20 protein-coding genes are annotated in these 25831 nt (G+C 62.4%); 14 read left to right on the forward strand and 6 right to left on the reverse strand.

The window, feature by feature from the left end:
* Positions 1-4017, forward strand: coding sequence for a hypothetical protein (locus tag K5Q02_RS02970; RefSeq protein ID WP_225836217.1), 4017 nt, complete (start codon positions 1-3; stop codon positions 4015-4017).
* Between the two features lie 194 nt (positions 4018-4211).
* Here K5Q02_RS02970 and K5Q02_RS02975 read toward each other — a convergent pair whose 3' ends face one another.
* The 4 genes from K5Q02_RS02975 to choX all read right to left on the reverse strand — a co-directional run bounded on the left by K5Q02_RS02975 (position 4212) and on the right by choX (position 7686).
* Positions 4212-4682 carry a thioesterase family protein gene (locus K5Q02_RS02975; RefSeq protein WP_225836228.1) on the reverse strand — a complete coding sequence of 157 codons (471 nt, stop codon included), beginning with the start codon at positions 4680-4682 and terminating at the stop codon, positions 4212-4214.
* A 2-nt stretch (positions 4683-4684) separates the two neighbouring features.
* Complete coding sequence (locus tag K5Q02_RS02980) at positions 4685-5650, reverse strand: L-carnitine dehydrogenase (RefSeq protein ID WP_225836231.1); 966 nt, start codon at positions 5648-5650, stop codon at positions 4685-4687.
* 145 nt (positions 5651-5795) lie between these two features.
* Entirely contained in the window at positions 5796-6683 is an 888-nt protein-coding gene (locus K5Q02_RS02985) for a 3-keto-5-aminohexanoate cleavage protein (RefSeq protein WP_225836233.1), read from the reverse strand.
* Between the two features lie 67 nt (positions 6684-6750).
* Complete coding sequence (gene choX / locus K5Q02_RS02990) at positions 6751-7686, reverse strand: choline ABC transporter substrate-binding protein (protein WP_225836236.1); 936 nt, start codon at positions 7684-7686, stop codon at positions 6751-6753.
* 191 nt (positions 7687-7877) lie between these two features.
* Here choX and K5Q02_RS02995 point away from each other — a divergent pair, with 191 nt between their 5' ends.
* From K5Q02_RS02995 to K5Q02_RS03030, 8 genes are all read left to right on the forward strand, one after another.
* Positions 7878-8840, forward strand: coding sequence for a GlxA family transcriptional regulator (locus K5Q02_RS02995; RefSeq protein WP_225836238.1), 963 nt, complete (start codon positions 7878-7880; stop codon positions 8838-8840).
* Between the two features lie 519 nt (positions 8841-9359).
* Positions 9360-10337 carry a dipeptidase gene (locus K5Q02_RS03000; protein WP_225836240.1) on the forward strand — a complete coding sequence of 326 codons (978 nt, stop codon included), beginning with the start codon at positions 9360-9362 and terminating at the stop codon, positions 10335-10337.
* Positions 10338-10505: 168 nt separating this feature from the next.
* Positions 10506-11036 (forward strand): DUF5943 domain-containing protein, encoded by a 531-nt coding sequence (locus K5Q02_RS03005; RefSeq protein WP_225836242.1) that lies wholly within the window; start codon positions 10506-10508, stop codon positions 11034-11036.
* Positions 11037-11120: 84 nt separating this feature from the next.
* Positions 11121-13181: a dimethylglycine demethylation protein DgcA gene (gene dgcA / locus K5Q02_RS03010; protein WP_225836245.1), complete on the forward strand. Its 2061-nt coding sequence runs from the start codon at positions 11121-11123 to the stop codon at positions 13179-13181.
* Positions 13182-13301: 120 nt separating this feature from the next.
* Positions 13302-15260 carry a dimethylglycine demethylation protein DgcB gene (gene dgcB, locus K5Q02_RS03015; RefSeq protein WP_225836247.1) on the forward strand — a complete coding sequence of 653 codons (1959 nt, stop codon included), beginning with the start codon at positions 13302-13304 and terminating at the stop codon, positions 15258-15260.
* Between the two features lie 123 nt (positions 15261-15383).
* On the forward strand, positions 15384-16613 hold the full coding sequence (gene etfA / locus K5Q02_RS03020) for an electron transfer flavoprotein subunit alpha (RefSeq protein ID WP_225836249.1): 1230 nt from the start codon (positions 15384-15386) through the stop codon (positions 16611-16613).
* 90 nt (positions 16614-16703) lie between these two features.
* Positions 16704-17477: an electron transfer flavoprotein subunit beta gene (gene etfB, locus K5Q02_RS03025; RefSeq protein WP_225836250.1), complete on the forward strand. Its 774-nt coding sequence runs from the start codon at positions 16704-16706 to the stop codon at positions 17475-17477.
* Between the two features lie 39 nt (positions 17478-17516).
* Positions 17517-17765, forward strand: coding sequence for a hypothetical protein (locus tag K5Q02_RS03030; RefSeq protein WP_131178302.1), 249 nt, complete (start codon positions 17517-17519; stop codon positions 17763-17765).
* Positions 17766-17777: 12 nt separating this feature from the next.
* Here the strand turns inward: K5Q02_RS03030 and K5Q02_RS03035 are convergent, their stop codons facing one another.
* Positions 17778-18167, reverse strand: coding sequence for a hypothetical protein (locus tag K5Q02_RS03035; protein ID WP_225836252.1), 390 nt, complete (start codon positions 18165-18167; stop codon positions 17778-17780).
* A gap of 73 nt (positions 18168-18240) precedes the next feature.
* The gene (locus tag K5Q02_RS03040) at positions 18241-19341 is read right to left on the reverse strand and encodes a GlxA family transcriptional regulator (protein ID WP_225836253.1); all 1101 of its coding nucleotides are present in this window, start codon (positions 19339-19341) and stop codon (positions 18241-18243) included.
* Positions 19342-20558: 1217 nt separating this feature from the next.
* On the opposite strand from K5Q02_RS03040, the gene K5Q02_RS03045 reads away from it, so the two are divergent.
* The 5 genes from K5Q02_RS03045 to modA all read left to right on the forward strand — a co-directional run bounded on the left by K5Q02_RS03045 (position 20559) and on the right by modA (position 25658).
* A complete protein-coding gene (locus K5Q02_RS03045) occupies positions 20559-21755 on the forward strand; it encodes a quaternary amine ABC transporter ATP-binding protein (protein ID WP_225836255.1) in 1197 nt (398 codons plus the stop codon).
* Position 21756: 1 nt separating this feature from the next.
* On the forward strand, positions 21757-22638 hold the full coding sequence (locus tag K5Q02_RS03050; RefSeq protein ID WP_225836256.1) for an ABC transporter permease: 882 nt from the start codon (positions 21757-21759) through the stop codon (positions 22636-22638).
* 43 nt (positions 22639-22681) lie between these two features.
* A complete protein-coding gene (locus tag K5Q02_RS03055) occupies positions 22682-23626 on the forward strand; it encodes a choline ABC transporter substrate-binding protein (protein WP_225836257.1) in 945 nt (314 codons plus the stop codon).
* Between the two features lie 215 nt (positions 23627-23841).
* A complete protein-coding gene (locus tag K5Q02_RS03060) occupies positions 23842-24702 on the forward strand; it encodes a glycine betaine ABC transporter substrate-binding protein (RefSeq protein WP_225836258.1) in 861 nt (286 codons plus the stop codon).
* A gap of 197 nt (positions 24703-24899) precedes the next feature.
* Positions 24900-25658 (forward strand): molybdate ABC transporter substrate-binding protein, encoded by a 759-nt coding sequence (gene modA / locus K5Q02_RS03065; RefSeq protein WP_442963955.1) that lies wholly within the window; start codon positions 24900-24902, stop codon positions 25656-25658.
* Positions 25659-25831 lie beyond the last annotated feature (173 nt).

Below are 25831 nucleotides of genomic sequence, written 5' to 3' on the forward strand. Positions count from 1 at the left end.
GTGAGCGTGAAACCACTGAGCAAAGGCCCCAACGATCAGGCAGGCGGCGACGGCCTGCGTTTCGACAGCATCATGCGTCTGAGCCTGAAGGCCGAGGGTAACCCCAAGCCCAAGGAAGACCGCATCGCCACCGACAATGAGACGTGGCCGCCAGTGGACAAAACCCAGGTCGAAGCGGCGAAGGACGGCAAGATCCGTTACCAGTTGAACGGTCAGGGCGTGGTGGTCGAACGCTCGGTGAACCCCGAGCTGTACAAATTCCTGGTCAACCTGCACGCCCTCAACCAATCCCCCGAGCAGAAGGCTCAGGTCGTCGCAGCAATGGGGGAAGAACACATCATCGCCGACCGCAATACCGAGGTGCAGGACTGGGGCGACTACACCCAGTTCAATTGGCAGGGCAATTTGGAAGACGCCGAGGTGATCACCTACATCACCGCCGACGGCGAAAACGTCAGCGTCTCCAAGGCGCTGACCCCCGAGCTGTTCGCGTCGGTGCAGCAGATCGGCCTGTCACGCTACACCCTCGAACAGCGCGCGGCCGATGGTCGTGAGGTGGCGGGTGCCGACACCTACGTGGCCGAGCATGATATTGCCCTTTGGGGCGGGCCAGATGAATTCGGCAATGGAGTCATCCAGTTCGAGACCAAGGACGGCAAGAAGTACGTCGTATCCCAGCACGAAAACAAGGAGATGTACGACCGGGTTGCGGGGATGTGGAGCGACCACGTCAAAGGCGGCGACTCGATCCAGGCGCTGCGCGACAAATACGACCTACCCAATCTCGATACGCTGGATCTGCTCGGTCAGAGCAGCGGCGAGAAAGCCAACAAGGACGACAAGGAAGAGATGACGGTGGTCGAGTTGGCCACCAAGAACCTGCTCGACAAGTACAAGAAGCTCATCGACGACGGCACGGTCGGCAAAGACAGCGACATCTACAAGCTGGTCAAGGCCATCGAGGCCAAGGCGTCGATGGAAAGCGGCCACCGCATCACGCCCTACATCGAGGATCCACGTGGCGGTGATACCACTTGGCGAAAGTTCGACACCGATGGCGAAACCCTGAGTACCGAGGACATGCAGGACATCCTCAACGGCGACTCGGTGGATAAGCTGCTCAGCGACATGTTCACCAGCGGCGACGGCGAGAAGGACAAGATCGGCAAAGAGTTCCAGGCCGAGCTGGACAGCGCCATCGAGAAGGTCAGCGGCGAAGATAAGACCAAGCTGGCAGACGAAATTTACGACACCCTGACCAGCCTGGACTTCGTCAAATACTTGGCCGACATGAAGAAACAGGGCCTGAACAGCGAGGGCCAAGCGGAAGTCGCCCGCCTTGCGTCGAGCCTGGAGCTGCTCGACCCGGAGCGCGCCCGCAAGGCTGAGTCCGAGCTCAAGCAGAACGGCATTCTGGTCGAAATCGATACCCTGGTCGGCGACCCTGGCGCGATTCCCGACGAATACAAGGAAATGGCCTACAAGGATCTGGGCGGCCTGATCAAGACCATTCTCAAGTCCGCCGATATCCCGCGCCGCGTACAGGACAGTATCGAGAAGTTCTACAACGAGCTGCTCAATGACAAGACCAAGATGGCCGACTTCGTCGAGCTCAGTAACCAGCTCAACAACGGCACCATTACCCAGGCTGATTTCGATCAGCAGCTACAAACCAAATACATTCCGGCGGAAGTCAGCAAGGATGATTTCACCAGGGCCATCGGCACGCTGAACCAGTACGGTGTACTCGGCACTCTCTCCGCATTCGGCTCCCTGGGCGGAGCGATCTACATGCTTTCGGCCAAGAACGGCCAGCTGTCCGACGAACCGCTGGAACGCTTGGCCATCGCCAAGGACTTCATCACCTTCCTCAGTGGTGGGGCGCAGTTCGAGAAGACCAAGATCTTCGACTTGTTCACCAAGACCAACACTGCCGAATTGCTGGGACTGAGCAAAACCCTTCCGGAAATCTGGGGCAAAGAAAACGGCACGATCGGTAAAAAGATCGAAGGCTTCCTACGCGAACGCGGCATCTCCGGTATTCCCGATGCGGTAGAAAACCGCGCCAACAGCCTCATTGAGCTGGGCTCGCTGAACGGTGGTGGCGGCGGTAACGCCGTTGACCAAGTCAGGCTTTCCGCCGAAGCCTCGGGCATTGGCTCCCTCGATGATGCTGGCAGCCGGCAACTGCTCGACAGCATCGTTACCCGCGCCGGTGGAACGCCACCGGCAGACTACTCGCGCTACAACAGCCTCAACGAGATTGCTCAGGAGCAGAACCTCAACATCACCGAGGAGACCATCAACGACAGTATCAACGAACAGCGCACCGCGAGCGGGCTGGGCAATGTTCCGGATGATGCCTCGATCAGCGAATTTGCCGATCACCTGGAAAACGCTGCCAGTCGCTCGGTTAGCTCCTCGATCTCGTCCGGCAGCACGACCTACTACGATGCCGTTTCGTCGATTTACGAAGATGCCGTGGAGTATTTTGAAGAGCGCAACATCACGCCACCGAGTCGTGAGTCATTCGACCGGGTATTCGATGAACGTCAGCAGCAGTCAGGCCGCAGTACGCCAGCGAGCAACGACCCATTCGACGGTTTCTCCGGCAATTTCGAGTTGGATCGCGAGTCCATCAACGAGATGTTCGAGCAGGAAAATCGCACACCGCCTGCCGCGGATATCGTTGATGACGCGATCGAGCAGGTCAACGACTCGATCCGCAACGCACCCACGACGCCGAACATCGTCGATAGCGCGACCATTCGCGACGCGCTGACCCCGACCGGCGCGGTGGACGTGCCGCCCATAAAACCCGGCTTGGCGGCGAAGATTGGCGGCACCCTGACCAAAGTACTGGGCGTGGCCCCGGACATCCTCAGCGTGGCGGACATCGTCATGGGCGGCTACGCCATCAAGGACGCCATTGCCAACAACAGCGACATGGGCAAAGCGGCAGGTGCGCTGCAGATCATTAGCGGCGTAGCGGGTACAACGGCTGGCGTGATCGGTACCGTCGGCCTGTTCGCCAGTATCGGCGCGCTGGCAGGCGCAACCGGGCCGCTGTTCCTGATCACCGCGGGCCTTGGGCTGATTGCCGGCATCATTGGCATTTTCGTCGACCATGAGAAAAAACAGAAAGCCACCGACAAGGAAGGCCAGTGGTTCAAGGATCTCGCCGAACTCGGCATGACCCAGGAAGACTGGGGCGACAAGCTCGAATACGCGCGCTACAGCTTTTACGAATACGACGGCCGCGACGCCCCCGCCGGACAGAGCATCTACGACTACCAGAAGGATGAATGGGAGAATTTCAAGGACACGCCGCAAGAGGGCGGCTCGTCCATCAATCGTCTGGATGACGACCTGCACCTGGCCAAGTTCGACAGGGACTTCTACCAGGACAATCGCGAGGTCATGCACACCATCCGCGAGCGCTGGGATGACTGGAACGGCAAAGACGCCATCGTCAGCAAGAAGGACCTGGAAAAGATCGCCAACGGCGACGGCAGCGACGAAGAGAAGGCGGCCGCGCAATTCCTGCTCGACAACAGTGAGTTCTGGGCGCAACTCGATACCCAGTGGGGTAAAGGCGGCCATGATAATAAGGTGAGCACCAACGACCTCAATACCTGGCTGAAAATGGTCGGCGCCCACGAAGAGCAGTACGACCGCGCCTTCTTCGACGAGCATCAGGGCGTCATCGATACCATCCGTGATCGCTGGGACGACTGGAACGGCAAGGACGCCATCGTCAGCAAGAAGGACCTGGAGAAGATCGCCAACGGCGATGGCAGCGACGCCGAGAAAGAGGCTGCGCGCTTCCTGCTCGACAACCAGGGCTTCTTCGACCAGCTCGACAACCTGGCCAAGAACGACAAACGCGACGGCAAGATCAGCACCGGCGACCTGGAAACCTGGTTGAAAGCCATCGGCGTGGAAAAAACCGACAAGAGCGAACTGACCTACAACCCCAACGAAAACACACCGGCCTGGCGGGTGATGCGCGGCTGATTCTTGACTGATGCGCGATTCGATCGGCAAGCGGGCGAACCGTAGCTCAGCGTAATACCCCCGGTGGTTGGTCGAGCTTGCGAATGCTCGCCGGCAAGCCGGCTCCTACATGGGTAAATCCCAGCAGGCTTGGTAGGAGCCCGCTTGCGGGCGATCGAGGGCGCAAGCGCCCTGCTGAGGCCTGTCTTGCAGCGCTATCTAACCGGCAACCCAATCACCCGGCCGACATAGGCGGAGCGCGGCATGCCTTGCTGCGACTCGGCCAGTTCGGCGACGCGCCCGGCGACCTGCTCATCGAAGGGCGCCGAGCGGCCGCTGGCGGTGTCGATGTTCATCAGCATCTGCTCGCTTTCGGCCACTGTTTGCCCGTCAGCGCAGCGCTCGATCAGGTGATGGATGTGCAGGCGCTTGCGATCATGACCGAGCAGTTGGCTGCGCACCTGAACCTCCACGCCGAGCTTCACCTCGGCGAGAAAATTGAGGTGGCATTCCAGCGTGTAGAGCGTATGCCCCGTACGCGCCCTGCCCGCCGCATCGAGGCCGACAAAATCCATCAACCCATCGGTGGCGAAGCTGCAGATCAGCAGGTAGTAGGCATCGCGCAGGTGGCCGTTGTAGTCGACCCAATCGGCCTGCACCGCAGTTCGGTAGGTAACAGGCAGCATGTTCATTCCTCGAAGGTGAAACCGTGGCGCGCCTTGGTCTGGCGCACGGCATCGAGTACCGCCAGCAGGCAGTCATCGCGATAACGCTCCAGCTCGGCGATGCTGCGCTGGCCCTGCTGCTCGCCCGTGCCGGCGACCACATCGTCGATCAGCGCCTCGGTCAGCTCCGGTGCCTGCAGATAAGTCCAGGGCAGCTTCAGCGCCGGCCCGAACTGGGCCATGAAGTGGCGCATACCGGCGTCGCCGCCCGCCAGGGTGTAGGTCATGAAGGTGCCCATGAACGACCAGCGCAGCCCGGCACCGAAGCGGATCGCATCGTCGATCTCACCGGTGGTGGCCACACCATCGTTGACCAAGTGCAGCGCCTCGCGCCACAGCGCCTCGAGTAGGCGGTCGGCGATAAAACCCGGCACTTCCTTGCGCACGTGCAGCGGGCGCATGCCCAGTGCGCTGTAGATGGCGATTGCCGCCTGCACGGCATCAGGTGCGGTGCGCTCGCCACCGACCACCTCCACCAGCGGCAGCAAGTACACCGGGTTGAACGGATGGCCGACCACGCAGCGCTCCGGGTAGCGCGCCTGGGCATAGAATTCGCTGGGCAGCAGGCCCGAGGTGCTGGAGCCGATGATCACATCGGGGCGCGCCGCGGCGCTGATGCGGGCGTGCAGTTCGAGCTTGAGGTCGAGGCGTTCGGGTGCGCTCTCCTGAATGAAATCGGCATCGGCCACACAGGCCTCGAGGTCATCGAAAAAGCTCAGTCGATCCAGCGCAGCACCTGGCGCCAGCCCCTGCTTCTGCAGGGCCGGCCAGGCGTTGGCGATGCGTGTGCGCAGCGCTGCTTCGGCGCCCGGCGCCGGATCCCAGGCATGCACGTCGAGGCCGTGAGCCAGGGCGCGGGCGACCCAGCCGGCGCCAATCACGCCGGTGCCCAGTGCAGCAAAAATCTTGATATCGGTGACGAAGGTCATGGTTGAACTCCGGTAGTCCGGATGCAATCCGGGGAATGGCGTTAGGGAATGCTCCCGGATCACATCCGGGCTACGGCTGTCGCGGCTAAAGCCCCTCCCACAAGAGCCGCGCAAACCTGTTGGACGGGCCGGGCGGCGTTCCGCGTTAGCCGAGACGCTTGAGGTTCATCTTTTCGCGCCCTTCGGCGGGGCTCAGCACCCGCCCGCCAAGACGCTCGATGATCTCGGTCGCACGCTCGACCAGCGAGCCGTTGCTGGCCGGCACGCCCTTGTCCAGCCAGATGTTGTCTTCCAGGCCGACGCGCACGTTGCCGCCGAGCAGCATGGCCTGGGCGAGCATGGGCATCTGCATGCGGCCGATGCCGAAGCCGGCCCAGGTCAGGCCCGGAGGCAGGTTGTCGACCATGGCCTTCATGGTCGTGGTGTCCGCCGGTGCGCCCCAGGGAATCCCCAGGCACAGCTGGATCAGCGGGTCGTCCAGCAAGCCTTCCTTGATCATTTGCTTGGCGAACCACAGATGACCGGTATCGAAAATTTCCAGCTCGGCCTTCACCCCCAGCTCGGTGATGCGTTTGGCGCCAGCGCGCAGCTGCGCCGGGGTGGAAACGTAGATGAAATCGCCGTCACCGAAATTCAGGGTGCCGCAATCCAGGGTGCAGATTTCCGGCAGCAGCTCCTCGATATGGGCCAGACGGGTCAGTGGGCCGACCAGATCAGTACCCGCGCCAAATTCCAGCGGCTGTTCGCCCCGGCCGATCTCCAGGTCGCCCCCCATGCCGGCAGTGAGGTTGATGATCACGTCGGTGTCGCTCTCGCGGATGCGCTCGACCAGCTCGCGGTACAACGCCACGTCGCGACTCGGCTTGCCGGTCTGCGGATCACGTACGTGGCAGTGGGCGACGGTGGCACCGGCCTTGGCGGCCTCGATGGCCGCAGCGGCGATCTGCTTCGGGGTGACCGGAATGGCCGGATGGCGGCCAACGGTATCGCCGGCGCCGGTGACCGCGCAGGTGATGATGACTTCATTATTCATGTTCGATCTCCTCTTCTTCGGGGCGAACGCCGTCACCGCGCAAGCACGGTAACGACACGGGATGGGATTAGCGGGTGGCGTTCAGGGCTTCGGCGGCTGGCTTGCCGTCACGGGTGGTGACGCCTTCCAGCCAGCCGGCGACGGCCTCGGGGTTGGCGGCAATCCACTCACGCGCCACTTTGTCCGGTGCCTGGCGATCCATGATCGGCTGCATCAGCTCGGCCTCCTGCGCGCTGGTGAAGCGCAGGCTGGTCAGCAGGCGATTGGCGTTGGGGCAGCGCTGGGCGTAGTCCGGCGAGGTCACGGTGGAAACCGTGGCGGCGCCATCGTTGGGGCCGAACACACCTTCGGTGCCGCTCAGGTAGGTGATCGGCATCTGCAGGTTCATCGGGTGTGGCTTCCAGCCGAAGAACACCACCGGCTTCTCGCTGCGTACGGCGCGGCCCACGGCGGCGAGCATGCCGGCCTCACTGGATTCCACCAGCTTGAATTCACCGAGACCGAAGCGGTTCTGGTCAATCATTTTCTGGATCGCCATATTGGCGCCGGAGCCGGCCTCGATGCCGTAGATCTTGCCGTCCAGCTGGCTCTTGAAGCGCGGGATGTCGGCCAGAGTCTTGAGACCCTGCTCGGCGGCGTAACTGGGCACGGCGAGTACCGCCACGGCGTCGTTCAACGAGGGCTGCTCGGCCACCTTCACCGCGCCGGAGTCGAGGAAGGGCTTGATGTTGTCGTCCATGATCGGCTTCCAGTAGCCGAGAAAGGCATCGACCTGGCCCTTCTGGATACCGGCGAAAATGATCTGCTGCGACGCCTGGGTCTGGGTCGTTTCATAACCGAGGCCCTGCAGCAGTTCGCTGGCTACGGCGGTGGTGGCGACTACGTCCGTCCAGCCGACGGCGCCAAGGCGAACGGTCTTGCAACTCTCCTCGTCGGCGGCCAGCAAGGGCGTACTCAACAAGGTAAGCGTGCAGCACGCTGCGAATGCGGTAAGCGCTTTCATTGATAGGCTCCTCTCAACGGTTTGATCTGGTTTTTAGTACCGTGACCGGAAAAGCGTGATTCCGATGCATGCACCTTACGCAGATACCCGGCAAGCGATTCGCACTATATCGACACAAATCCAGACCATACCGACTTGATCGGAGAGCGCTCCTGCCGTTAGATGCGGATTCCACACGCGGGGGCTCCGCCATGTCGCACCACTTCTGTTTCTTCCTGCTGCCCGGCTTTTCGATGATGGGGCTGATGTCCGCCATCGAGCCGTTGCGGGTCGCCAATCGCTTTCACGCGCCGCACTACAGCTGGCGCCTGCTGAGCGACGATGGCCAGGCCGTACCGGCCAGCAACGGCATGTCGCTCAACGTCGACGGCGCCCTGGATGAGGAGCTGGCGGACACCAGCCTGTTCGTGGTGGCCGGCTTCGATCCGCTGGCAGGTTTCAACCCGCAGCTGGCGAGCCGCTTGCGCCGCGCCGACCGGGAGTGCCGGGTGCTGGGCGGCATCGACACCGGCAGCTTCGTGCTGGCCGAGGCCGGGCTGCTGGACGCACGGCAGCGCTTCACCCTGCACTGGGAGGCGCTGGATGCCTTTCGGGAACGTTATCCACAGTTGCAGCCGACCCAGGAGCTGTTCGAAATCGATGGCCGGCGCATCACCAGTGCCGGCGGCACCAGCAGCCTCGACCTGATGCTCGGGCTGATCGGCCGCGACCATGGCGAGTCGCTGTCGATTCAGGTATCCGAGCAGTTCGTGCTCGGCCGTATCCGCACGCGGCTGGATCACCAGCGCATGCAGGTCAGCAGCCGCTATGGCATTCACGACAAGAAGCTGGCTCTGGTGATCGCCGAGATGGAGCGCTGCACCGAGGAACCTCGTTCTCCCAGGCAGTTGGCCGACACGGTGGGCATCACCCCCCGGCAACTGGAGCGGCTGTTCCGTCAGCATCTGGACACTACGCCCATCACCTTCTACCTCGGCCTGCGGCTCGACAAGGCACGTCAGCTGTTGCGCCAGAGCGACCTCAGCGTGCTGGAAGTGGCGCTGGCCTGCGGCTTCGAATCGGCATCCTACTTCGCCCGCCGCTACCGCACCCGCTTCGCCGTCAGCCCACGGCAGGATCGACACGAAACAGCCCCACCCACTCTGCGACCGTGAAAAGGCGCAAGCATCCTACGGGCTGCAAAGTGGCGAAAGCAGCCGTTCGCGATCTCGCGGGAGGGGCTTCTGATCGTTCCTCACGCTCCGCGTGGGAATGCCTGCAGGGACGCTCTGCGTCCGATGTCGAGGCCTGGCGGGCGCAGAGCGCCCTGGATTGGGCTCCCACGCTGGAGCGTGGGAGCCATCATCAGCGGCCGGTCGCGATCTCGTGGGAGGGGCCGGGCGGCGATCCGCTTTAGCCACGAGCTCTTTACGCCTAGCTAGGCAAGATCGAGGCTAAAGCCTCTCCCACAAAAGCACTTAACAAACGGCTGCTTTCTCCTTGTAGCTGCATGCCGGTCATCCCCTGCCCTGGAACAGGCCTGCCCAAAGAGGCTTATCCATTCACGACCTCGCCTTGACGCTTTCGGCAATCCCCCAGTCGTTTTTGCACCCGGTCGATCGGGCGCCGAGGCATATGCTCCCCACAAAGCGCCAGCAACGAATCTGGTGCCACCAATCAAGGGGAGCAGCCTGATGAGCCCAGCCGAATTGCACGCCGACAGCATCGTCATCGACGGTCTGATCATCGCCAAGTGGAACCGCGAACTGTTCGAAGACATGCGCAAGGGCGGCCTGACCATGGCCAACTGCACGGTGTCGGTCTGGGAGGATTTTCAGGAAACCATCGACACCATCGCCTCCAGCCAGAAACTGATCCGCGAGAACAGCGACCTGGTGATGCAGGTGCGCAGCACCGCCGACATCCGCCGCGCCAAGGAGCTGGGCAAGACCGGCATTCTGTTCGGCTTCCAGAATGCCCATGCGTTCGAAGACCAGATCGGCTACGTGGAGATCTTCAAGCAGCTCGGCGTGGGCATCGTGCAGATGTGCTACAACACCCAGAACCTGGTCGGCACCGGCTGTTACGAGCGCGACGGCGGCCTGTCCGGCTTCGGCCGCGAGATCGTCGCCGAGATGAACCGCGTCGGGGTGATGTGCGACTTGTCCCACGTCGGCAGCAAGACCAGCGAGGAAGTCATCCTCGAATCCAAGAAGCCGGTCACCTATTCCCACTGCCTGCCGTCCGGCCTGAAAGAACACCCGCGCAACAAGTCCGACGCCGAGCTGAAATTCATCGCCGACCATGGTGGCTTCGTTGGCGTGACCATGTTCGCGCCCTTCCTGGCCAAGGGCATCGATTCGACCATCGACGACTACGCCGAGGCCATCGAGTACGTGATGAACATCGTCGGCGAAGACGCCATCGGCATCGGCACCGACTTCACCCAGGGCCACGGCCAGGACTTCTTCGAATACCTGACCCACGACAAGGGCTACGCCCGCCGTCTGACCAGCTTCGGCAAGATCGTCAACCCGCTGGGCATCCGCACCGTAGGCGAATTCCCCAACCTCACCGAAACCCTCCTCAAGCGCGGCATGAGCGAACGCACCGTGCGCAAGGTCATGGGCGAGAACTGGGTACGCGTCCTCGCAGACGTATGGGGCGAATAAGGGGCAAACACACCAAGCTGATCGTTCCCACGTCGAGGCGTCGAACCGTCCGCGAGGGAATGCAGCCCGTGACGCTCTGCGTCACAGAAGCGGACGCAGAGCGTCCAGTGAAGCGTTACCACGCGGAGCGTGGGAACGATCAATAACCTGATTCCGGAGCTTCAACCCATGGCCACCCACGCCCCCGAAATGCCCATCCAGGTCGACGACGAAACGGGCGTCTGGACCACCGACGCCCTGCCGATGCTTTACGTGCCGCGGCATTTCTTCGTCAACAACCACATGGGCATCGAGGAAGTGCTCGGCGCCGACAAATACGCCGAAATCCTCTACAAGGCTGGCTACAAGTCCGCCTGGCACTGGTGCGAGAAGGAAGCCGAGTGCCACGGCATCGAAGGCGCAGCGGTGTTCGAGCACTACATGAAACGCCTGTCGCAGCGTGGCTGGGGACTTTTCGAAACGCAGAAACTCGATCTGCAAACCGGCTATGCCGAGGTGAAGCTCAAGCACTCCGCCTTCGTGTACGTCTACGGCAAGGTCGGCCGCAAGGTGGACTACATGTTCACCGGCTGGTTCTCCGGCGCCATCGATCAGATTCTCGCCGCCAAAGGCAGCTCGATCCGCACCGTCTCCGTGCAGCAATACAGCGGCTCGGAAGAAGGCCACGACGATGGCTTGTTCATCACCCGCCCGCTGTAACCAATAGGGCACGAGGCGCCACCCAATAAAGGTGCCTCTGCCCGCGTCAACCGTGAACGCTGTGCAGTCGCCGAGGAGAAGGTCATGGCCTTCGAAGCAATGTTCCAGCCGATCCAGATCGGCAAACTGACCATCCGTAACCGCGTGCTCTCCACCGCGCACGCGGAGGTGTATGCCACCGACGGCGGCATGACCACCGAGCGCTACGTGAAGTACTACGAGGAGAAGGCCAAGGGCGGCATCGGCCTGGCCATCTGCGGTGGCTCCTCAGTGGTGGCCATCGACAGCCCGCAGCACTGGTGGGCATCGGTGAACCTGGCGACCGACCGGATCATCCCGCACTTTCAGAACCTGGCCGACGCCATGCACAAGCATGGCGCCAAGATCATGATCCAGATTACCCACATGGGCCGTCGCTCGCGCTGGGATGGCGGCCACTGGCCGACCCTGATGTCGCCGTCCGGCATCCGCGAGCCGGTACACCGCGCCACCTGCAAGACCATCGAGCCAGAGGAAATCTGGCGGGTGATCGGCAACTACGCCCAGGCCGCACGCCGGGCCAAGGAAGGCGGCCTGGATGGCGTCGAACTGTCCGCCGTGCACCAGCACATGATCGACCAGTTCTGGTCGCCACGGGTCAACAAACGCACCGATGAATGGGGCGGCAGCTTCGAAGGCCGCATGAAGTTCGGCATGGAAGTGCTCAAGGCCGTGCGCGCCGAAGTGGGCGACGATTTCTGCGTGGGCATGCGCATCTGCGGCGACGAGTTTCACCCGGACGGTTTGTCCCACGACGACATGAAGCAGATCGCCAAGTACTACACCGAAACCGGCATGCTCGATTTTCTCGGCGTGGTCGGTTCGGGCTGCGACACCCACAACACCCTGGCCAACGTCATCCCCAACATGAGCTACCCGCCGGAGCCGTTCCTGCACCTGGCGGCCGGCATCAAGGAAGTGGTCAACGTGCCGGTGCTGCACGCGCAGAACATCAAGGACCCGAACCAGGCCACGCGCATTCTCGAAGGCGGCTACGTGGACATGGTCGGCATGACCCGCGCGCACATCGCCGATCCACACCTGATCGCCAAGATCAAGATGGGCCAGATCGACCAGATCCGTCAGTGCGTCGGTGCCAACTACTGCATCGACCGCCAGTATCAGGGCCTGGACGTGCTGTGTATCCAGAACGCCGCGACCAGCCGCGAGTACATGGGCCTGCCGCACATCATCGAGAAATCCACCGGGCCGAAACGCAAGGTGGTGATCGTCGGTGGCGGCCCGGCCGGGATGGAAGCCGCTCGCGTGAGCGCCGAACGTGGCCACGACGTGACGCTGTTCGAGAAGCAGGAGCAGCTCGGCGGGCAGATCACCCTGGCCTCCAGGGCCCCGCAGCGCGACCAGATCGCCGGCATCACCCGCTGGTATCAGCTGGAGCTGGCGCGCCTGGGCATCGACCTGCGCCTGGGTACCGCGGCCGACGTGGATACCATCAACGACCTGCGGGCCGACATCGTCATTCTCGCCAATGGCGGGCACCCGTTCCTCGAGCAGGTCGAGCACTGGGGCGCGGCCGAAGGCCTGGTGGTCAGCAGCTGGGACATCCTCAGCGGCAAGGTGGCACCGGGCAAGAACGTGCTGGTGTACGACACCATCTGCGAATTCACCGGTATGTCGGTGGCGGACTTCCTCGCCGACAAGGGTGCCCAGGTCGAGATCGTCACCGACGACATCAAGCCGGGCGTGGCCATCGGCGGCACCAGCTTCCCGACCTACTACCGCAGCATGTACCCCAAGGAAGTGATCATGACCGGCGACATGATGCTGGAGAAGGTCTACGCCGAGGGCGACAAGAAGATTGCCGTGCTGGAGAACGAATACACCGGCGCCAAGGAAGAACGCGTGGTCGATCAGGTGGTCGTCGAGAACGGCGTGCGCCCGGACGAGGGCTTGTACTACGCGCTGAAGGAAGGCTCGCGCAACAAGGGCCAGATGGACATCGACGCGCTGTTCGCCATCCAGCCACAGCCAGCGCTGAGCCAGGCCGGTGAGGGTTATCTGCTGTTCCGCATCGGCGACTGCGTGGCCCAGCGCAACACCCATGCGGCGATCTATGACGCGCTGCGGCTTTGTAAAGATTTTTAAGCAGCCTCCCTGTAGGAGCCGGCTTGCCGGCGATGAACGATAACGCGGCTGCCACGCAACACCGCGCTGCCCGAATCGCTGGCAAGCCAGCTCCTACAAGACCCTTGCGGGAGCTTCACCATGCTTGGCACCCTTCTCCCCATCCTGCTCTTCGCCGCCCTCGGCCTGGCCATACTCGGCGCCGCGAAACGCTTCTTCATGTGGCGCCGTGGCCGGCCCGCCCAGGTCGACTGGCTCGGCGGCCTGCTGAACATGCCGCGGCGCTATCTGGTCGATCTGCACCACGTGGTCGAGCGTGACGCGTACATGTCGAAAACCCACGTGGCGACGGCGGGCGGCTTCGTGCTTGCCGCCGTGCTGGCGATCGTCGTGCATGGTTTCGGCCTGCACAACCGCATCCTCGGCTTCGCCCTGCTGGCCGCGACGGCCTGCATGTTCGTTGGCGCCCTGTTCGTCGCCAAACGCAGACGCAATCCGCCGGCGCGGCTGTCGAAAGGCCCGTGGATGCGCCTGCCGAAAAGCCTGCTGATGTTCTCCGCGAGCTTCTTCATCGCCACGCTGCCGGTGGCCGGCATTCTGCCCACCGACTTCGGCGGCTGGGTGCTTGCGGCACTCCTGGCCGTGGGCGTGGCCTGGGGGGTGTGCGAACTGTTCTTTGGCATGACCTGGGGCGGGCCGATGAAGCACGCCTTCGCCGGCGCCCTGCACCTGGCCTGGCACCGCCGCAGCGAACGCTTTGGCGGTGGTCGCTCCACCGGCCTCAAGGCACTCGACCTGAGCGATCCCAAAGCGCCGCTGGGTGTGGAAAAGCCCACCGACTTTACCTGGAACCAGTTGCTCGGCTTCGACGCCTGCGTGCAGTGCGGCAAGTGTGAGGCCATGTGCCCGGCCTTCGCGGCAGGCCAGCCACTGAACCCGAAGAAACTGATTCAAGACATGGTCATCGGCCTGGCCGGTGGCAGCGATGCCAAGTTCGCAGGCTCGCCCTACCCAGGCAAACCACTCGGTGAGCACAGCGGCGGCCCGCATCACCCCATCGTCTCGCTGCAGGGCAAGGCGCTGGTCGATGCCGACACCCTGTGGTCATGCACCACCTGCCGCGCCTGCGTGGAGGAGTGCCCGATGATGATCGAGCATGTCGATGCCATCGTCGACATGCGCCGCCACCTGACCTTGGAGAAAGGCTCGACGCCGAACAAGGGTGCCGAGGTGCTGGAAAATCTCATCGCCACCGACAACCCGGGCGGCTTCGCGCCGGGCGGACGGCTGAACTGGGCCGCCGACCTGAACCTGCCGCTGCTCAGCGAGAAACAGCGCACCGACGTGCTGTTCTGGGTCGGCGATGGCGCCTTCGACATGCGCAACCAACGCACCCTGCGTGCCTTCGTGAAGATCCTCAAGGCGTCCGGGGTGGATTTCGCCGTGCTCGGCCTGGAGGAACGTGACAGCGGTGACGTGGCGCGCCGTCTCGGCGACGAGGCGACTTTCCAGCAACTGGCCACCCGCAATATCGCCACCCTGGCCAAGTACCAGTTCAAGACCATCGTCTCCTGCGACCCGCACAGCTTTCACGTGCTGAAGAACGAGTACGGCGCCCTGGGCGGCCATTATCAGGTCATGCACCACAGCACGTTCATCGAATCGTTGATGCAGCGCGACCTGCTACCTCTCGGTCAACACAAGGGCGGCAGCGTGACCTATCACGACCCCTGCTACCTGGGCCGCTATAACGGCGAATATGAAGCGCCGCGCACGGTACTCAAGGCCATCGGCATCGAAGTCAGGGAAATGGCCCGCTCCGGTTTCCGCTCACGCTGCTGTGGCGGTGGCGGCGGCGCGCCGATCACCGACATCCCCGGCAAGCAGCGGATTCCCGACATGCGCATGGAAGACATCAAGGAAACCGGTGCCGAACTGGTGGCCGTCGGCTGCCCGCAATGCACCGTGATGCTCGAGGGCGTGGTCGAACCACGACCGCAGATCAAGGACATCGCCGAGCTGGTGGCCGAGGTGCTGATCGAAAACGACGTGCCGCAAAACAAACCGGCGCCGCGACGCGAACTGGCGGAGGTGCAGTGATGATGGAGCACCCCACTCGCGTAGGAACCCGCTTGCGGGCGGTCGTAACCACAGTCCGCGGTACGAATGAGATCGCATCGCCGGCAAGCCGGCTCCTACAAAAAGCGCCGTGGAGATGCCGCCATGAGTGACCTGATCCGCCGTGACCCGCGCGCCGAATGGATCGCACGCAACCGTCTGCATCCGCTGCACGCTGCCCTGCAAACTCAGCAGATCCAGTGGGTCGGCCCCAACGGCCTGGTGCGCAAGAACCCGCACGCCGCGGCCGCCGGTTTCATCGGCCCGGCCGGGCTCAAGCGCATCGACCGCAGCGGCGCGCAGCAGGGCGGCTCGAACAAGCGCCAGAGCGCCCGCGTGGAGGTGCAACTGCCACTGCACGTCGTCGAGCAACCGGCATCCATCATCGCCGTGGTGCCGGACATGGTCGGCGGCCGCCTGAGCAGCCACGACAAGGATCTGCTCGGCCTCGCCCACCAACTGGCCGGCAAGGGCGGCGCAGTGCTTGCCGTGGTGTTTGGCGAAATCCGCGAAAGCACATTCGAGACCGCGGGCGTGGATCGTCTTGTACACCTCGACAGCGAAGAGTACGCAGGCTACTCGCCTGAGCAGCGCGTGCTTGCCCTGCGCGCGGTGGAAAGTCAGTTCGCACCGCGTCACTGGCTGCTGCCGGACAGCCGCAACGGCGGCGGTGAACTGGGCCGACGCATGGCAGCCAGTCTGGGCGAGCGCCCGGCGACGCGCGTCTGGCAGGTCAAGGACGGGCAAAGTACCGGCCGTGCTGGCGCGGGCCGCGAGGATATCGCCCAGGTAGCCCCGCGCCTGATTCTGGCTGCTGCGGAATGCGCCGAACCGGTCAGCGAAAGTCGCCATGAAGCGCGACTGGTCGAGCTGTCGGCGCAGGTCGCGCGCAACCTGCCACGCATCGAAGACCTTGGCTCGGTGGCCGTCGACCCGGCACAGATTCCCATGGCCGAAGCGGAGTTCATCCTCTCTGGTGGCAACGGCGTGAAGGACTGGGCCCTGTTCCATCGCGCCGCCGCGACCCTCGGCGCCACCGAAGGCGCCTCACGGGTGGCAGTGGACGACGGCCATATGCCTCGCGGCCGCCAGGTCGGCGCCACCGGCACCTGGGTCACCGCCCGCGTGTACATGGCGGTCGGCATCTCCGGCGCGATCCAGCACCTGCAGGGCATCGGCGCCTGCGACAAAGTGGTGGCGATCAACCTCGACCCCGGCTGCGACATGATCAAACGGGCCGACATGGCGGTGATCGGCGACTCCGCCGCCATCCTCCAGGCCTTGATGGAACGGGTCGAAGCCCACCGCCAGGGAGCAAAACGCGATGCTGCTTAGAGCACAGCCCTGGATCAGCCGCTTCACCAGTGAATCCTTCGTGAAAGAAAACATCGCCTTCCCCACCCACGTCGCATGCGGAGTCGCATCATGGCTGAACTGAACGTGGTGACCCTGATTTCCATCGGCGCGCATCCGGCATCGGGGCGGCCGCGGCGCGCCGAGCAGGATGCCCGCGCCGTGGAACTGGGTCTGAAACTGGCAGGTGAAAAGCTCAATGTGGTGCATGCCGGCAATCCGCACGAAGAAACCCTGCGCGCCTACCTGGGCATGGGCCTGCCCGGCCTCACCGTGCTCGAACAGACTCGCGAGGCCGATGCCCTGCCAGCCCTCGCCGAACACCTGCAACGGGCCAAGGCGCAACTGGTGCTGACCGGTAGCCAGGCGGAAACCGGCGAAGGCTCGGGCATGCTGCCCTACCTGCTGGCCGAGCGCCTGGGCTGGCCGCTGATCGTTGGCCTGGCGGCAGTGGAAAGCATCGAAGGCGGCAGCGCCCAGGTACTGCAGGCGCTACCCCGCGGGCAACGCCGCCGGCTCAAGGTACGCCTGCCCTTCGTCGCCAGCGTCGACGGTGCGGCACCGGCCGCTCGCCAGAGCGCATTCGGCCCGGCACGTCGCGGCATTCTGGACAATGAATCGGTGGAACTGATCGACGACCCGCTCTACGCCGATGCTCAGTGGCTACCAGCCCGGCCGCGGCCCAAGCGTCTGAAGGTGATCAAGGCCAAGACCGGCGCCGAACGAATGAAAGCAGCCACGGCCAAGGCCGCAGGCGGCGGCGGTCAGGTGCTCAACGGTGTCTCGCCACAGGAGGGCGCAGAGGCTATCTTCAAGTTGTTGCTGGACGAAGGCGTTCTGCGCTGACGGGGCGCCGATCTTCAAACACTCCACGAGGACAGGACGATGATGCACGCCGAATTGATCGACCAGGAAGATCTCCGTGAACGCCTGGTAGCCCTGGGCATCAGCATTCCCAGCGGCGCCAGCGCCGAGCAGGCCTGCGAGTACGCGGTCACCGGCCTGTGCCCGGAACGCGCCGTGGCCCTGCGCCACATGGTCGAAGACATACTCGCCGGTAGTGCCACCGTGCTGCCGACCGTGCGCGAAGCCATCTCGCGCACCCTGCTGCCGGCGCTCGTGCCACGCCGCTAGGGCTACTGAAAATTAGGGCAGGCTGCAGCGCAGCCCGCCGTACTCTGCAAACACCACGATTTGCACACAAATACTGTGCATGCGCCTGTGGATAAACTGTTGAATAACTGCCAGCCGCCCGCTATCACGGGCGCTGCAGGCGTTTGTCGGTTTTTTGTCCATGCTTCTTTCGAAGGGATCGCCGAGAAGCCCTTTCCAGGGCCTTTCCCGTGATAATCGCAAAGAACGAGCAACGGTTTCTCCAGCACCAATAGCTTGCGCACAAATACTGTGTGCGTGGCTGTGGATAAGCTGTTTGGAAAGCGCCGAAAGCCAGATGCCATGCGGCTCTCGAGCAGCTGGTGTTTTTTTGTACCCACCCTCCCTGGCAGCCACCCTTCGGGCCGTCGCAAGCGACGTCAAAAATCGCTCCGGGCGATTTTTTGCTCAGGATGCATCTGGCGGTAACGGCCGTAAGCCGTCACCGCCATCCGGATCAGAGGATGCGCACGCTGGCAAAGGTTGACTCACCCTTAGCACGACTGAGCGCGGACATGGCGGAAGACGACTCGTGCATCAAGTCATCATGGATGGGCACCAGGGAAATCACGTTCGAGCTGCTGCCCGCGCGCTCGTCACGCGGCGGAATGCCAAAGTACTCGCGGTAGCACTTGGAGAAATGCGGCGTGGAGACGAAGCCGCACACCGAGGCGACTTCGATGATCGACATCGAGGTCTGCTTGAGCAGCTGCCGGGCGCGAATCAGGCGCAGCTTCAGGTAATAGCGCGACGGCGAGCAGTGCAGGTACTTCTGGAACAGACGCTCCAGCTGACGACGCGAAACATCCACGTAGAGCGCCAGCTGATCGAGGTCGATGGGCTCCTCGAGGTTGGCCTCCATCAGGGCGACGATTTCCTGCAGTTTCGGCTGATTGGTACCGAGCATGTGCTTGAGCGGCACGCGCTGGTGATCCTGCTCGTTGCGAATGCGCTCGTAGATGAACATCTCGGAGATCGCCGCCGCCAGTTCGCGGCCATGCTCGCGACCGATCAGGTGCAGCATCATGTCCATCGGCGCGGTGCCACCGGACGAGGTATTGCGGTTGCGGTCGATGGAGAACAGCCGCGTAGTGATGGCTGCACGGGGGAAGGCCTCCTGCATCGCGGCGAGAAACTCCCAATGCACGCTGCAATCGTAGCCGTCGAGCAAGCCGGCCTTGGCCAGTGCCCAGCTGCCAGTACACACCGCGCCCATCTGCCGGCCCTGACGAGCCTGGGCCTGCAGCCACTGCACGTGTTCCCGGGTGACGCTACGCTGAATGTCCACACCACCACAGACGATCACCGCACTGAGGGCCGGCGCGTTGGCCGTGCAGGCATCCGGGGTGATCTGCAGACCGTCGCTGGCGCACACCGGCAAGCCATTGAGGGTCAGGGTGTGCCAGCGATACAGCTCCTTGCCGGAAAGCTGGTTGGCCATGCGCAGAGGCTCCACGGCGGACGCCAGGGAGATCAGGGTGAAATTGTCCAACAGGAGAAACCCGATGGATTGGGGAACACGGCTCTGGAGCTGCGCTCCCTGATTGAACTGTGACATCGGTGAACCCTCACGCTAAGCACGTTGTGAGCCTTCATCGCGAGGCTCTGATTTTCTTGTATTCACGGCACAAGGCAGTCAAGCAGATGGCCTATACAACGCAAAGGTCATGCCGACATTGAACGGTCGTTCAATAAAAATATCGCCCAGGCTGGAACGCCCCCGACAGAGCGATCCAGAGCGATGCTGGGATGCTTCGTGAAATGGGCGCAAAGTGCCATGCCACAAGGGCCTGAGCATTTTGGTAGCACTGCTGTGAGAGGGTGTTCCCGTACTTTTGAGAGGGTTACCTGGCGGCAGTAACGGCGGCCATGACTGACCGGTCACGCAGGTAGACGGCCAACCTGCACCAAAAGCTCGCGGATGGGCGGAGATTTGAGCAAAAAACGCTCACATGATGCCCATGAAAGTCGTCCACTCATTCGGCTATGTGGGCCATGCAAACGGCGACGGTTTGGGTGAAAATCCCACCCTCCCGCAATGGACATAAGAACCAAAACGGTGCAAAAAAACCAATCTCGCGGCGTCTTTTTGCCTCGACTGACAGCCTTACATACGATTTTTTTTGATTCTGCTACAGCCCGCGGCTCACCTAGCCTAAGGCCTACAAAAAACCTGGAAACCGCGCCGCGTAAGGCTTTCAGCCTTGGCCAAGGGTAGAAAAAATCTGTTATGGTTTTTTAGGCGACAGACCTTGGTGTCGTCGCCCAACACGTCAGGGTCGCAATTCGATAATTGCCGCGACCGCAAGACTATATCGTTGAGTCAGCCGATTTCGTCGCTGTCGCTCTTGACCAGAGTGGCAGACCGGAGCCCTCCGCTCCGGACCGAAGAACAGATAAGTGCTGGCTACCGCAACAGGGCGCCAGTCCAACAAGAAATTTCGGATGTACGCACACCTCGGATGGGGTGTGAATTCCCAAAGGACTGGGCTTCGTAACACTGCCAGAGGGTTTGGAAAGCAGTTTGCAGCACGGCAACGCATTATTCATTCGACACGTAACCCAGGAATGCCGGGGGCTGCAAGCCGCCTTGGCAGGTTTCCGGGAGCGTGCGCGAGTGCCAGCAGAACGCCATGTAGCAGAACGCTGTCCAAACCTCGGAACCGTGTCCATACCCACAAGCGAGAACAGTCGACATTGCCTGACGCGTGCCCGGTGGGCGTGCGGCAGGCTGCGTGTAGCTGCTCTGGATGTCTACTGAAGGGGAACCATCCCATGCAGTCTGGAAAAATCGTTGTCGAGAACCTCTACAAGGTGTTCGGCGACAAACCGCAAGAAGCCATCGACCTGCTAAAGCAGGGTTGGAGCAAAGATAGAATTCTCGCCGAGAAAGGCGCCGTCATCGGCGTCAGCGACGTCTCGTTCAGCGTCGAGGAAGGTGAAATTTTCGTCCTGATGGGCCTTTCCGGCTCCGGTAAATCGACCCTGATCCGCCTGATCAATCGGCTGGTCGAACCGACTGCCGGAGATGTCTTCATCGACGGGCAGAACGTCGCCAAGCTGCCCAAGGATCAACTGATCGAACTGCGCCGCCGCGACATGAGCATGGTCTTTCAGTCCTTCGCACTGATGCCCTCGCGTACCGTTCTGGACAACGCCGCCTTCGGCCTCGAAGTGGCCGGTAAGGGTCGCAAGGAGCGCGAAGAGCGCGCCATGCAGGTGCTCACCCAGGTCGGCCTGGATACCTTCGCCAACAAATTCCCCCACGAGCTCTCGGGCGGCATGCAACAGCGTGTCGGCCTGGCTCGCGCCCTGGCCGTCGACCCGTCGATGATCATCATGGATGAGGCCTTTTCAGCCCTCGACCCGCTCAAGCGCCGCGAGATGCAGGACATCCTCCTGGAGCTGCAGAAGACCGACCGCCGCACCATCATCTTCGTGTCTCACGATATCGAGGAGGCCATGCGCATCGGCAATCGCATCGGCATCATGGAAGGCGGCAAGCTGATTCAGGTCGGCACGCCGCAGGAACTTATCGACAATCCTGCCAACGAATACGTGCGCAACTTCTTCGATACGGTCGACACCAGCCGCTATCTCACCGCTGGCCAGCTCAAGTCGGACAGCGTGCCGATCTACGTGCACAACGGCAAAGCGCCCGACGCGCAAACCGTTTGCCGTGAGTTGCAGGAGCAGGACAAGCACTACGCCTTCATCGTCGACGAAGACAACAAGTTCCAGGGCTCCATCAGCCTGGAGAAGATCGCCCTGCTGGTCGAAGGCGGTGAATCCTGTTCGTTGAATCAGGCTGTTCTCAAGGAAATCAATCCGGTTCCCGAGGACATGCCACTGGATCAGGTGATCGGTCGCCTGGTGGACAACGAGGGGCCGATCCCGGTGGTCGACCAGGACGGCAATTACAGCGGCGCCATCAGCAAAGGCCGCCTCTTGACTCGTCTGCAGGGAGAATGACATGAGCGAGAAACTGGATCTGGGCAGCTGGGTCAATGACTCGGTACAACACCTGCTGGATAACTACAGCGGCGCCTTCGACAGCATCGGCAGCGTGGTCAGCGGCTTTTCCGAAGGTATCGAGGCGGTACTCATGCTGCCCCCGGCCTGGCTGCTGATCGCCATCTTCGTGGCCCTCGGCCTGTGGCGCATCGGCTTTCGCTTCGCGGTGTTCACCGCCATCGCCTTCGTACTGATCGTCATGACCGGCTTCTGGGAACAGACCGTCGTGACCCTCGGCCTGACCTTCTCGGCGACCCTGATCAGCCTGCTGATGGGCATTCCACTGGGCATCTGGGCGGCCAAGAGCGAGCGCGTGTCGACCATCATTCGGCCGATTCTGGACTTCATGCAGACCATGCCGGCGTTCGTCTACCTGATCCCGGCAGCCATGCTGTTCGGCCTCGGACGCGTGCCCGGCATCATCGCCACGGTGATCTTCGCCATGCCGCCGGCGGTACGCCTGACCAGTCTGGGCATTCGCCAGGTCAACAAGGAAATCGTCGAGGCCGGCCAGTCGTTCGGCTGCAACGGTCGCCAACTGCTGTTCAAGGTGCAACTGCCCAACGCGATGCCGTCGATCATGGCGGGCGTCAACCAGACCATCATGATGGCCCTGTCGATGGTGATCATTGCCTCGATGGTCGGCGCTGGCGGCCTGGGTAACGACGTACTGGCCAGTATCCAGCGTCTGGACATCGGCCTGGGCTTCGAAAGCGGCATGGCCGTGGTTCTACTGGCGATCATCCTCGACCGTATCACCGAGAGCTTCGGCACCCCGCAAACCGCGGCGAACCGTGCCGGTTGGTTCAACTGGCTGAGCGCTCGTCTGCAGCGTCAGTAAGCGGCCATACTCAGCGTTCTTTCAACTCTACAAGGATCCGCGGATGAACAACTTTTACAAGGTGGCGGGCGTAGGTGTGCTGTCCTGCGTGTTGATGCAGGGCGCCTGGGCTCAAGAGCCGGCCAGCTGCAAGCAGGTGCGTTTCGCCGAGATCGGCTGGGCCGACATCGCTGCTACCACTGGTGTCGCCATGACGCTGACCGAAGGCCTCGGCTACACGCCGCGCAAGACCATGGCCTCGGTGCCAATCGCCTTCACCGGCGTGAAGAACAAGCAGATCGACGTGTTCCTCGGTTACTGGGCGCCGTCGATGGACTCGGTGATCGAGCCGTTCACCAAGGACAACAGCGTCAAGGTACTGCCCAAGGCCAACCTCGAAGGCGCCAAGTACACCCTGGCCGTGCCGACCTACGCCGCCGAAGCGGGCCTGAAGAGCTTTCAGGACATCGCCAAGTTCAAGGATCAGCTGGGCGGCAAGATCTACGGCATCGAGCCGGGTAACGACGGCAACCTGTTGATCGACGGCATGATCAAGGGCAACACCTTCGATCTCGGCGACTTCAAGATGATCGAGTCCAGCGAGGCCGGCATGTTGGTGCAGGTGCAGCGCGCGATTCGCAAGAAGGAGCCAGTGGTCTTCCTCGGCTGGGCACCGCACCCGATGAACACTCAGCAGGACATCACCTATCTGTCCGGTGGTGATGACGTGTTCGGCCCGGATTATGGCGCCGCCAAGGTCTACACCGTGGTACCGCCCGATTACGAAGAGCGCTGCGCCAACGTCGGCAAGCTGCTCAACAACCTGCAATTCAACGTCGATATCGAAAGCCAGCTGATGGAAAAAGTGCTGGAGAAGAAAGACCCGGCCGACGTCGCCAAGGAGTGGATCAAGGCTAACCCGCAGGCGCTCGACGCCTGGCTGGAAGGCGTGACCACTTTCGACGGCAAAGACGGCGTTGCTGCCGTGAAGAAATTCGTCGGGCTTTAAACGAGTCCGCACTCACCGCGACCCGACTGCTGGCAGCCGGGTCAGGTACAGACAGGCGACGCAAGATGCATCGCCCGTCCGCTGGGAGGCGTGCCTCCCATGCGCCCGGTTTCACCAGGGCCATGCCCTGCTCTGCACAGCCGGTGCCGCAAGGCCCGCAATCAGAACGAGCCAGTAAACCAACTGAACTGCCACTCACTGACGGAGCAAGACCTATGCATAACTTTAAACGCCTCTGCCTGCAGAGCCTCGGCGTCGCCGCCCTGGCCATGGGCATGTCCAGCGCCATGGCGGCGGACAAACCCGCTTTAAAAATCGGCTACGTGAATGGCTGGGACGACAGCGTCGCCGTCACCCACGTCGCTGGCGAAATTCTCAAGACCAAACTCGGTTACGACGTCACCCTGCAGCCGGTCGAACCCGCCATCATGTGGCAGGGCGTGGCCCGCGGTGACCTCGATGCCACCCTCTCCGCTTGGCTGCCAGCCACCCATGGCGAATATTTCGAGAAGCTCAAGGACAAGGTCACCGTCCTGGGCACCAACTACGACGGCGCCAAGATCGGTCTGATCGTGCCGGATTACGTAGAAGCCAAGACCATCGCTGACCTGGAGAAATACGCCAAGGACTTCGACGGCAAGATTACCGGTATCGATGCCGGCGCCGGCGTGATGCGCCGCGCCGAAGACGCGATCAAGGAGTACGACCTCAAGAGCATCAAGCTGATGCCGAGCTCGGGCCCAGGCATGGCCACCGCCCTGACCCGCGCTGAGAAAGATCAGAAGCCAATCGTGGTGACGGGCTGGATCCCGCACTGGATGTTCGCGCAATGGAAACTGCGCTTCCTGGAAGACCCGAAAAACGTCTTCGGCGAAGCCGAGCACGTCGACACCGTGGCCAACCCAGGCCTGGAAGCCAAGGCGCCAGAAGCCGCGGCCTTCCTCAAGAAGCTGTCGTGGAGCGCCGAGGAAGTGGGCGCGGTGATGCTGTCCATTCGTGATGGCGTGAAGCCGGAAGAAGCGGCCAAGCAGTGGATTGCCAAGAACCCGGATCGCGTCGCCGAATGGCTGAAGTGATCTGACAGCCCGCTATAGGGTGGTCTCGAAAATGCCAGTCAGGTGATCTGACTGGCATTTTTCGTTCTGGCACTGAAAGAGATCGGCTCACTGTGATGAGCGAACTGACGGTTTCACTTCCCTATCGCCATATATTTTTGTATATAGCGTTACCGCAAGTGGCCGCCGTTGGTGGCCCACACCCTCAGGAGCCGTCCATGCGTAACCGCCTCGTTCGTCCGCTTTTCGTTCTTTGCGCCAGCCTGGCCATGGCGGGTAACGCCCTTGCCGATCAGGTGCAGGTAGCGGTCGCTGCCAACTTCACCGCGCCGATGCAGGCGATTGCCAGCGAGTTCGAGAAGGACACTGGGCACAGCGTGCAGGCCTCCTACGGGGCCACCGGACAGTTCTACGCACAGATCAGCAACGGCGCGCCCTTCGAGGTCTTTCTCTCCGCCGATGACAGCACCCCAGCCAAGCTCGAGAAAGAAGGCCAGAGCGTGGACGGTTCGCGCTTCACCTATGCCATTGGCAAGCTAGTGCTGTGGTCGCCGAAAGCAGGCGTCGTCGATGACCAGGGCGCCGTGCTCGAGAAAGGCGACTTCAAGCACCTGTCCATCGCCAATCCGAAGGCTGCGCCCTACGGCCTGGCCGCAACCCAGACACTGGCCAAACTGGGCCTTAGCGAGGCCCTGAAGGGCAAGATCGTCGAAGGACAGAACATCACCCAGGCGCTGCAGTTCGTCTCCACCGGCAACGCCGAATTGGGCTTCGTTGCGCTTTCCCAGGTGTACAAGGATGGCCAGATCACCAGCGGTTCGGCCTGGGTAGTGCCCGAAACGATGTACGAGTCGATCCGCCAGGACGCGCTCATCCTCAAGAAAGGCGCAAGCAACCCGGCTGCCAAGGCGCTGGTCGATTACCTGAAAGGGCCTAAAGCCGCCGAAATCATCAAGGCCTACGGTTACCAGCTCTAAAATGGCCTGTTAACGACCTTGCGAGCGGATGCAGTAAGGCGATAGCGGCCGGTGAGCAGAGCTTTCTTTTTGTAGGAGTGGCTTTAGCCGCGAGCTCTTTACACCTAGCTAAGCAAAATCGAGGCTAAAGCGGATCGCCGCCCGGCCTCTCCCACAAAAGCTCTGCTCACCGG

The sequence above is a fragment of the Pseudomonas sp. MM211 genome (assembly GCF_020386635.1).
Taxonomy (GTDB): domain Bacteria; phylum Pseudomonadota; class Gammaproteobacteria; order Pseudomonadales; family Pseudomonadaceae; genus Aquipseudomonas.

Excerpts from the sequence above, each read along its gene's own strand:
- K5Q02_RS02975 (WP_225836228.1), bottom strand. The coding sequence starts at position 4,682 with ATGCTGCCTGTTACCTACCGAACTGCGGTGCAGGCCGATTGGGTCGAC.
- K5Q02_RS02980 (WP_225836231.1), bottom strand. The coding sequence starts at position 5,650 with ATGACCTTCGTCACCGATATCAAGATTTTTGCTGCACTGGGCACCGGC.
- K5Q02_RS02985 (WP_225836233.1), bottom strand. The coding sequence starts at position 6,683 with ATGAATAATGAAGTCATCATCACCTGCGCGGTCACCGGCGCCGGCGAT.
- choX (WP_225836236.1), bottom strand. The coding sequence starts at position 7,686 with ATGAAAGCGCTTACCGCATTCGCAGCGTGCTGCACGCTTACCTTGTTG.
- K5Q02_RS02995 (WP_225836238.1), top strand. The coding sequence starts at position 7,878 with ATGTCGCACCACTTCTGTTTCTTCCTGCTGCCCGGCTTTTCGATGATG.
- K5Q02_RS03000 (WP_225836240.1), top strand. The coding sequence starts at position 9,360 with ATGAGCCCAGCCGAATTGCACGCCGACAGCATCGTCATCGACGGTCTG.
- K5Q02_RS03005 (WP_225836242.1), top strand. The coding sequence starts at position 10,506 with ATGGCCACCCACGCCCCCGAAATGCCCATCCAGGTCGACGACGAAACG.
- dgcA (WP_225836245.1), top strand. The coding sequence starts at position 11,121 with ATGGCCTTCGAAGCAATGTTCCAGCCGATCCAGATCGGCAAACTGACC.
- dgcB (WP_225836247.1), top strand. The coding sequence starts at position 13,302 with ATGCTTGGCACCCTTCTCCCCATCCTGCTCTTCGCCGCCCTCGGCCTG.
- etfA (WP_225836249.1), top strand. The coding sequence starts at position 15,384 with ATGAGTGACCTGATCCGCCGTGACCCGCGCGCCGAATGGATCGCACGC.
- etfB (WP_225836250.1), top strand. The coding sequence starts at position 16,704 with ATGGCTGAACTGAACGTGGTGACCCTGATTTCCATCGGCGCGCATCCG.
- K5Q02_RS03030 (WP_131178302.1), top strand. The coding sequence starts at position 17,517 with ATGATGCACGCCGAATTGATCGACCAGGAAGATCTCCGTGAACGCCTG.
- K5Q02_RS03040 (WP_225836253.1), bottom strand. The coding sequence starts at position 19,341 with ATGTCACAGTTCAATCAGGGAGCGCAGCTCCAGAGCCGTGTTCCCCAA.
- K5Q02_RS03045 (WP_225836255.1), top strand. The coding sequence starts at position 20,559 with ATGCAGTCTGGAAAAATCGTTGTCGAGAACCTCTACAAGGTGTTCGGC.
- K5Q02_RS03050 (WP_225836256.1), top strand. The coding sequence starts at position 21,757 with ATGAGCGAGAAACTGGATCTGGGCAGCTGGGTCAATGACTCGGTACAA.
- K5Q02_RS03055 (WP_225836257.1), top strand. The coding sequence starts at position 22,682 with ATGAACAACTTTTACAAGGTGGCGGGCGTAGGTGTGCTGTCCTGCGTG.
- K5Q02_RS03060 (WP_225836258.1), top strand. The coding sequence starts at position 23,842 with ATGCATAACTTTAAACGCCTCTGCCTGCAGAGCCTCGGCGTCGCCGCC.
- modA (WP_442963955.1), top strand. The coding sequence starts at position 24,900 with ATGCGTAACCGCCTCGTTCGTCCGCTTTTCGTTCTTTGCGCCAGCCTG.